The sequence below is a fragment of the Nocardia sp. NPDC057455 genome (genome assembly GCF_042802775.1).
Classification (GTDB): Bacteria; Actinomycetota; Actinomycetes; order Mycobacteriales; family Mycobacteriaceae; genus Nocardia.
On record NZ_JBHVDM010000153.1, the window covers coordinates 1 to 8,949 of the forward strand.

Genomic DNA, 8,949 nt, shown 5'->3' on the forward strand with positions numbered 1-8,949 from the left:
TTCGAGCGACCGAGACTCGCGACTACGTCGCATGCGCTTCGGCCACTCGAACGCGAGACGGGCCGCGAACGGCGCTCGTAAGACTCGCGCTCGGTGGGTTGGCGGGGGGCGATGGACGGGCATTTGTGGTTGGGCGGAGCAGCGCTGGAGGGTCGCGGCTCGGCCGAGTCGGGTGGGTGGGTGGAACTCAGGAGGCTGTGCGCTCCTCGCTGAAGCCGGGCATCCAGGTGCGGACGAGTTCCATGAACGGCAGCTCGGCGTCGAGCTGGGCCAGGATGCCGACGGAGCCGCCTAGTACGCGGAAGATCATCACGTATTCCGCCGGAAGTTGCAGTGCCCGTGCGGTTTTCATTTCCGGGCTGGAGAATTCCGACGCCTTGCCCGCCACCCGCTGCATCCACCTGCGGGTGAAGTGGAACGAGTCGGCCTGGATCGGGTCGGTGAACGGCCGCAGATAGTCGGCGATCTCCTGGTGGGTGACCACCCGGCCGGGGATCACCCAGCCGTGGTCGTACAGCAGCTCGGTGAGCTCGGCGAAGCGCTCCTCGACCGCGAGAGCCAGCATTCGGCCCAGCTCCGGGGGGAAACCGTCCGACATCGGTGCGCAGGCGCCGAAATCGATGACCGCGAGCCTGCCGTCGGGCAGCATCATGAAATTGCCCGGGTGCGGGTCGGCGTGCAAGAGTCCGACGACCTCCGGGGAGGAGAAGTGGAACCGGCCCATCAGTCCCGCGACGCGATTGCGCAGCGCGCGGGTGCCCGCCGAATCCTCGGCGCCCTGCTTGATGATCGTCGAGACGGCGATGCCGTCCAGCCATTCGGTGACGATCACTTTCGGCGCGCTGGCCACCACCTTGGGCACCACGATCTCATCGTGCCCGTCGAAGCCCTTGGCGAAGGCGCGCTGGTTGGCGGCTTCGTTGCGGTAGTCCAGCTCTTCTTCGGTGCGTTCGGTGATCTCGGCGAGGATCGGCTTGATGTCCGCACCGGGGATCACGGACGCGACCAGACCGGACATGCGGGACAGGGTTTTGAGATCCGCGCGCAGGGCCTCGTCGGCGCCGGGGTACTGCACCTTCACCGCCACGGTCCGCCCGTCCGACCACACCGCCCGGTGTACCTGCCCGATGCTGGCCGACGCGGCCGGGGTGTCATCGAACTCACGGAAGCGGGTACGCCACTGGGTGCCGAGCTGCTGGTCGAGCACCCGGTGGACGGTCGCGGCGGGCATCGGCGGCGCGGCGGCCTGCAGCTTGGTGAGCGCCTCCCGATAGTGCTCGCCGAACTCTTCCGGGACCGCGGCCTCCATTACGCTGAGCGCCTGCCCGAACTTCATCGCGCCGCCCTTGAGCTCGCCCAGCACCGTGAACAGCTGCTCGGCGGCCCGTTGATTGAGCTGCGCGTTGATCTCGGACTTGTCGCCTCCGGCGAGCTTCTTGCCGAACCCCACGGCCGCCCGTCCGGCGATGCCGAGCGGAATCTTGGCCAACTTGGCGTTGCGGGACGAGCGACGGCGCACGATCTCAGACACGTACCCATCATGGCGGACGGACCGGCCGATCTGCCATGGCAATCTTGATCACGTCCGGGCTCCGGCGCCTGGTACTGCGGAAACGCGCGCACACGCGCATGCGGGATGACGGTCCCACCCGCGCCGATCGAGGACATGCGAATCCAGATCCAGTTCCAGAGTCGCGTCCAGCGTGGCCGGCGTGCGCCGCGGTGAGCAGGCGATGATCGCCTCCAGCTCGCCGAGGGCGAGCGCCGTCGTCGCCGCGATCCCGGCGGGGGAGGCGTGTCCGACGCGTCCCAGCAGCTGGGCCGCCAGATGTGGCCAGTCGGCGTCGTTCTGCGAGCGGATCAGGTCCGCGCAGCGCAGGCAGCTGGTGACGCCGGGCAGCACCAAAGGGCCGATGACGCCCTTGTTGTCCCGGATGCGCATCTGCAGATGAGGAACCCGGTGCAGCAGCAAGTCGCTCACCAGCCGCGGATCGGGCATCAGAGTGTCGGCGAGTACGACGAGGTCCGCTCCCCAAGACCGCACCGTCGCCGTCCCGGACGGATAGTCCCGGGAACGGCTCGGCCGCACGCCGAGCGCACGTAACCCGGACGACACCGCGTCCGACAGCGGGCCTAGCCCGTGCACCCGCACCTCCCGCACCTGGCTGGTCCGGTCCTGCGGGTGGTCCATCAGCCCGGCTTCGTCGATGACCGTGAGCAATGCCACAGCCCGTTCGGCATCGATGCCGCATTCGCCGGCTCGCCAGATGATCTGCGGCTTGGTGCGCAGACCATCGAGCAGGCGGAGAAAGGTGAGGACGGTCTCGGCGTCCATGCCTTCCGGGCCGAGCACCACCGCGGTTTCCGGATCGCATCCGAGCTGGACGACACCGGTCGGGCGGACAAGCACGGTCACCCTCGGACGCAATCGAGGACCACGACACATCGTTGTCATGTCATAAGTATGTGGCTCGCCGGGTGCGCGGCACGCTCCGAAATCCTCAGTTATCCACAGGATTTCGCTTCATCCACAGGGCGGCTCAGGCGGATTCGCCGCCCTCTTTGCCCAGGTCGGGCCCAGCGTCGTCATCCTTGCGCTCGCGCGCGGCCTGCTCGCGCGCCTCGGTTTCGGCCAGTTGCGCGAGCGGATCGTCGAACACGGCGGCGCCACCGCCGATCACCGCATCGATGAAGCCTGCGGGGGAGTCCAGATCGTCGGAACTCGGCAGCAGGTCGGGGTGCGCCCAGACCCGGTCGCGCGCGGTCATGCCCGCGTCGCTGGTGAGCCTGCGCCACAGCGCCGCTGCCTCGCGCAGCTTGCGCGGCCGCAACTCGAGGCCGACCAGCGTCGCGAAGGTCTGCTCCGCGGGGCCGCCGGTGGCGCGCCGCCTCCGCAGTGTCTCGGCCAGTGCACCCGCGCCGGGCAACCGGTCGCCGACGGCGTCGGCCACCACTACCTGCACCCAGCCCTCGATCAGCGCCAGCAGCGTTTCCAGCCGTTCCAGCGCCTGCTTCTGCTCGGGGGTGGTCTGCGGCTCGAACGTGCCCTGCGCCAAGATCTCCTCGAGCTTGGCGGGATCGGTCAGCGACATCGGGTCGATACCCTGCGCGGCCTGCTCCAGCGCGGAGAAGTCCATCCGGATGCCGCGCGCGTAGTCCTCGACCGCGCCGAGCACCTGCTGGCGCAGCCAGGGCACGTGAGCGAACAGTCGCTGGTGGGCGGCTTCCCGGGCGGCGAGGAACACCAGGATCTCGCTCTCCGGCTGCTCCAGCCCCGCACTGAACTCCGAGATCGCCGCGGGCAGCAGCGCCGCGGTGCCGGTGGGTCCCAGCGGGAGTCCGATGTCGGTGGAGGTCAGCACCTCTTTGGCGAGCTGGCCGAGCGCCTGGCCGAGCTGCGAACCGAAGGCCAAACCGCCCATCTGGCCCAGCATGCCGACCATCGGCGCGGCGAACTGCTTGGCCTCCTCGGGCAGCGCCGAGGTCCACATCCCCGAGATCTGCTGGGCCACCGGGTCGCACAGGCGTTGCCAGGTGGGCAGGGTCTGCTCGATCCAATCGTTGGCGGTCCAGGCGACCGTCTTGGTGGCGCCCGCGGGCAGGGTGGTCGCGCTGTCGAGCCAGAGTTCGGCGAGGTGGGCGGCATCGGCCACCGCGCTCGCGGCGCCGGAGGACACGGGGGCGACGGTCGAGCCGAGCTGCTGGCGGGCCAGCCGCTTGGCGACGTCGTAGTTCACCGGCCCGGCCTGCGCCGAGCCGGGTTGCCCCATGCCGCTGAGCATCTGGCCGAGCGAGGTCAGCATCTGCCCGAGTTGCGCCGGGTCGAATCCGCCCGCGCCGGACCCGCCGATACCCGAACCGAACGGGTCGTTCGGACCGGGACCACCCGGCTCGTCACCGCGCTTACGATCGTCGTCGTCGCGGTTCGAGAATCCGAAGGGGAGGTCGTTCATGCCCTTCACGTTACGCGTGTAGCACAGCGTCCCGATGTTCGCGCGGCGCGAAACCGGCGGCGGCGCGCCCGGGGGAAATGACCGCCTCCGGCGCCTCGCGCCGCCGGTTGTCACTACTGTGGTCCGGGTGAATCGTCGGATCCTCACCCTGGTGGCCGCTCTGATCCCGGTGCTCGTGCTCGGTGTCGTCGGCAGTGTGCTGACTGTGCCGTTCGTCGCACTCGGACCCGGCCCCACCTTCAACACCCTCGGCGAGGTCGACGGCAAGGACGTCGTCGACGTGCGGGGCACCGCGGTCGATCCGACCACGGGCCATCTCAATATGACCACGGTGTCGGTGCGGGACGGGCTGAGCATCTTCGAAGCGTTCGGTTTCTGGGCCAGCGGCAAGCACGGCCTGGTGCCGCGCTCGGAGGTCTACCCCCCGGGCGTCTCCCGCGAGGAGATCGACAAGTCCAACCAGGAGGACTTCAAGGACTCCGAGGGCAACGCCGAGGTCGCCGCGCTGCACTACCTGCAGCTGCCCACGGTGGTGCTCCTGCGCAAGGTGACCGACGACGGGCCCGCTCACGAGGTGCTGCGCGCGGGCGACGAGCTGATCAGCATCAACGGCACGCCCGTGACGGCGCCCAAGGACGTCGTCAGCGCGGTGTCGTCCCAGGCGCCCGGCAGCACGCTGAGCGTGGTGTACCGGCGCGAGAGCGCCGAGCAGACCGCGACGATCGTCCTCGGCGCGCGCCCCGACGACCCGGCCAAGGGCTATCTCGGCGTGACGCCGGGCGAGGGCGCCCGGCCGCCGCTGCAGGTCGCCTTCAACCTCGCCGACATCGGCGGACCCTCCGCGGGCCTGATGTTCAGCCTGGCCCTGATCGACAAGCTCACGCCCGGCGAGCTGGACGGGGGCAAATTCGTGGCGGGCACCGGGACCATCGACCAGGACGGCAAGGTCGGTCCGATCGGCGGCATCCAATACAAGATGATGGCCGCGCGCGAAGCGGGCGCGGAGACCTTCCTGGTCCCGGCCGCCAACTGCAACGAGGCCAAGCAGCGGACCCCGGACGGCCTGCGGCTGGTGCGCGTCGAGAACCTTACCGGCGCGGTGCAGTCGCTCAACGAGATCAACACCGGCCGGGAACCGGTCAGCTGCGGCTGAGGCCGCACCGCGGGTGTTCAGTCGAGCGTATGGTGCAGCGCCTCGACCAGGTTCGGCGCCAGGTTGGGGTAGGTGCGCAGGTCGAGGTCGCCGAAATCGTCGGCGTCATCTTCGGGGCGTAGCTGCAGCAGGCACAGCGACGCGCCGCCACGCAGTACCGCGGCGAACAGCCGGGCCTCCCGGCGCTCCGGATGCGCTTCGGCGGCGGCGCGCGCGGCCGCGTCGGCGGCGTCGTGGTCGGCCAGCAGCGGCGCGAGCGCGTCGTCGAGCGTCGACTCGGCATCCGGCGGGAGCACCACGATCTCCTGCACCAGCACACAACCGCGGACGGCGGGAGGCCAGCTCGTGGTGGCCAGGAATTCGTCCAAGGCGATCGAGCCGCCGGTGATGTCGTCCGGGAAAGCCTCCTGCGCGACCGGCGTCAGCTCGTCGCCCTCATCGAGCTGATCCTCCAGTTCCGGCTGTGCCGCGACCAGTTCCGCGGTCGGCACGAGGGCGAACATCTGCGGGGGACGCCCCCACCCCTCGCCGTCGACGAATTCCGCCACCTCCCGGACGGATCGGGCAAGGACGAGTTCGGCGTGCAGGTCTGGGGTCACGCGACCATCCAACCAAACCGCCGATGAGGGCAGCCGGTAACCCGCACGATCGGTTCCCCGGCGCGGCAACCCCAACCCTGGCAGCTGCATGGTGTCCGATTTCCGTAGAGTGGGCCGGGACGGTCCGGAAGGACCACCCGCAACATCGGACTGCGGCGCATCGGCCGGGCGTATCGGTGCGAGCGTCGCCGGACCTTGGAGAGTGGCATCGTGGGCATGCGGCCCCCCACCGGCTTACCTTCGCTGTCCCGACGCAGCCGTGTGCTGCTGGTGGCAGCCATCGTCCTGGCGGCATTGCTGCTGCTCGGGCCGCGGCTGACGGACACCTACACGAATTGGCTGTGGTTCGGCGAGGTCGGCTTCCGCAACGTGTATCTCACGGTGTTGCGAACCCGAGTCCTGCTATTCCTCGTCGTGGCGGCCTTCGTCGGACTGGTGGTCTGGCTGGCGCTGCTGCTGGCCTACCGGTCCAGGCCGGTGTTCGTGCCGGTGGCGGGGCCGAACGATCCGATCGCCCGCTACCGCACCACCGTGATGAGCAAGTTGCGGCTGTTCGGCGTCGGCATCCCGGTGCTGCTCGGCCTGCTGTCGGGCCTGGTGGCGCAGTCGAACTGGGTGACGGTGCAGTTGTTCCTCAACGGCGGTTCGTTCGGCGAGAAGGACCCGGAGTTCGGCCTCGACGTCGGCTTCTACGCCTTCGACCTGCCCTTCTACCGCATGGTGCTGAACTGGCTGTTCGTCGCGGTGGTCATCGCGTTCTTCGCCAGCCTGGTCACCCACTACGTCTTCGGCGGACTCCGCCTGACCGGCCGTGAGGGCACGCTCACCCGCGCCGCGCGGATCCAGCTGGCGCTGCTGGCCGGAACCTTCGTGCTGCTCAAGGCGATCGCGTACTGGTTCGACCGATACGAATTGCTCTCCAGCAGCCGCAAGGAACCCACATTCACCGGCGGTTCGTTCACCGATATCAACGCGGTGCTGCCCGCCAAGCTGATCCTGCTGTCCATCGCGGTGATCTGCGCGCTGGCCTTCTTCGCCGGCATCGTGCTGCGCGATCTGCGGGTGCCCGCGATGGCCGCCGCCCTGCTGGTGCTGTCCTCGATCCTGGTCGGCGCGGTGTGGCCGCTGGTGGTCGAGCAGTTCTCCGTGCGTCCCAACGCCGCGGACAAGGAGAGCGAGTACATCGAACGCAACATCGCCGCGACCAGGCAGGCGTTCGGCATCACCGATGACAGGATCGATTACAAGGACTACAAGGGCGAGAGCAACAAGAACCCGCTCGAGGTGCCGGTGGACGCCGCGACCATCGGCAACGCCAGGTTGCTCGATCCGAACATCCTCTCGCCCACGTTCACTCAGCTGCGCCAGCTGAAGAACTTCTACGGTTTCCCGGAGTCGCTGGACATCGACCGTTACAACCTCGACGGCGACGTGCAGGACTACGTCGTCGCTGCCCGAGAGCTCTCGCCCGCGGCGCTGAGCGGCAACCAGACCGACTGGATCAACCGGCACACCGTGTACACCCACGGCAACGGCTTCGTCGCCGCCCCCGCCAACCGGGTGAACAAGCCTCCGTCGGACGATCCCAATGCCGCCGGGGGCAGCGGCGACGGCGGTTACCCGATCTTCATGGTGAGCGACCTCTTCACGCCCGCTGACAAGCAGCGGATCAGGGTGGACCAGCCTCGGGTGTATTTCGGCGAGCTGATCTCGCAGGCGAATCCGGACTACGCGATCGTCGGCGCGATGGACGGCCAGCGTCCGCGCGAGTACGACTCCGACACCGCGCAATACACCTACACCGGCAAGGGTGGCGTGCCCATCGGCAACTGGTTCAACCGACTCGCCTTCGCGGCCAAGTACGCCGAGCGCAACATCCTGTTCTCCTCGGCCATCGGTGACGACTCGAAGATCATCTTCAACCGCAGCCCGCGTGAACGGGTGCAGAAGGTCGCGCCCTGGCTGACCACCGACGGGAACGCCTACCCCGCGGTGGTCGGCGGACGGATCGTCTGGATCGTGGACGCCTACACCACGCTGGACAACTACCCGTACGCGCAGAACACCCAGTTGGAGGGTGCGGTCGAGGACAGCATCGACAAGAAGACCGGTCGATTGCTGCCGCGTAAGTCGGTCAGCTACCTCCGCAACTCGGTGAAGGCGACGGTCGACGCGTACGACGGCAGTGTCACCCTCTACGAGGTGGACTCGTCGGATCCGGTGCTGAAGGCATGGCGCGGGGTGTTCCCGGGCGCGGTGAAGCCGGAGACCGAGATCTCGCCGGAACTGCGGGCGCACTTCCGCTATCCGGAGGATCTGTTCAAGGTCCAGCGCGAAATGCTGTCCAAGTACCACGTGGACGATCCCCGGGAGTTCTTCACCAACAACGCCTTCTGGTCGGTGCCCGCCGATCCGACCACCGAGGGCGGGACAACCGCCAATCAGCCGCCGTATTACGTACTGCTGGGCGACTCCAAAACGAACAAGCCCACGTTCAATTTGACCAGCGCGATGACCGGCTACAACCGGCCGTACCTCGCCGCGTATATCTCGGTGCGTTCCGATCCGGACGGGTACGGGAAATTCACGATTCTTCGATTGCCCACGGACACACAGACATTGGGTCCGCAACAAACGCAGAACCGGATGACGACCTCACCGGACGTATCGCGCGAGAAAACGCTGCTGTCGAATTCGAACAAGATCAAATATGGCAATCTGCTGACCTTGCCGGTCGCGGACGGCGGCATTCTCTATGTGGAGCCGTTCTACAACGAACGCAACACCGGGCCGAACACGGCGACCTTCCCGCAGTTGCTGCGGGTGCTGGTGAGCTATCGGGACGAGGCGGGCAACGTCAAGGTGGGCTATGCCTCGACCTTGGCGGACGCGCTGAACCAGGTCATCCCGGGTGCGGGCGCGCTGGCGACGCCGTTCGGCGGTGATTCGGGCACCAGGCCGAAGCCCGGCACCGTTCCGCCGGCCGCCGACCAGGGCAACAACGGGACCGGCAGTGCCGCCACGCCGCCACCCGCGTCGGTCTCGCCGCCCGCGGCGGGATCTTCCTCTGCGAAGGACGCGGCGGCCGCCGAGCTCAACCGGAAGATCGAGAGTGTTCGAAATGCGATGCGCAGCGGGAATTTCCAAGATTTCGGCCGGGCGCTGGACGAGCTGGAAGCCGCCGTCAAGGCGTATCAGGACGCGGGTCGCTGAATAGCGAAACCGTTCAGGTAGACGCACACAC

The 8,949-nt window shown here is 68.2% G+C and carries 6 protein-coding genes; 2 read left to right on the forward strand and 4 right to left on the reverse strand.

Annotation, left to right across the window (positions count from 1 at the left end):
• Window positions 1–187: 187 nt before the first annotated feature.
• The 3 genes from ACFU5M_RS33295 to ACFU5M_RS33305 form a co-directional block, all read right to left on the reverse strand.
• Window positions 188–1,531 carry an ABC1 kinase family protein gene (locus ACFU5M_RS33295; RefSeq protein ID WP_379055388.1) on the reverse strand — a complete coding sequence of 448 codons (1,344 nt, stop codon included), beginning with the start codon at window positions 1,529–1,531 and terminating at the stop codon, window positions 188–190.
• Between the two features lie 48 nt (window positions 1,532–1,579).
• Complete coding sequence (locus ACFU5M_RS33300; RefSeq protein ID WP_379055390.1) at window positions 1,580–2,455, reverse strand: hypothetical protein; 876 nt, start codon at window positions 2,453–2,455, stop codon at window positions 1,580–1,582.
• 85 nt (window positions 2,456–2,540) lie between these two features.
• Complete coding sequence (locus ACFU5M_RS33305; protein WP_379055392.1) at window positions 2,541–3,953, reverse strand: zinc-dependent metalloprotease; 1,413 nt, start codon at window positions 3,951–3,953, stop codon at window positions 2,541–2,543.
• 127 nt (window positions 3,954–4,080) lie between these two features.
• Here ACFU5M_RS33305 and ACFU5M_RS33310 point away from each other — a divergent pair, with 127 nt between their 5' ends.
• A complete protein-coding gene (locus tag ACFU5M_RS33310; protein WP_379055394.1) occupies window positions 4,081–5,106 on the forward strand; it encodes a PDZ domain-containing protein in 1,026 nt (341 codons plus the stop codon).
• Between the two features lie 17 nt (window positions 5,107–5,123).
• Here the strand turns inward: ACFU5M_RS33310 and ACFU5M_RS33315 are convergent, their stop codons facing one another.
• The gene (locus tag ACFU5M_RS33315; RefSeq protein ID WP_379055396.1) at window positions 5,124–5,705 is read right to left on the reverse strand and encodes a PPA1309 family protein; all 582 of its coding nucleotides are present in this window, start codon (window positions 5,703–5,705) and stop codon (window positions 5,124–5,126) included.
• Window positions 5,706–5,915: 210 nt separating this feature from the next.
• On the opposite strand from ACFU5M_RS33315, the gene ACFU5M_RS33320 reads away from it, so the two are divergent.
• A complete protein-coding gene (locus ACFU5M_RS33320) occupies window positions 5,916–8,918 on the forward strand; it encodes a UPF0182 family protein (protein ID WP_379055398.1) in 3,003 nt (1,000 codons plus the stop codon).
• The last annotated feature ends 31 nt before the right edge of the window (window positions 8,919–8,949 follow it).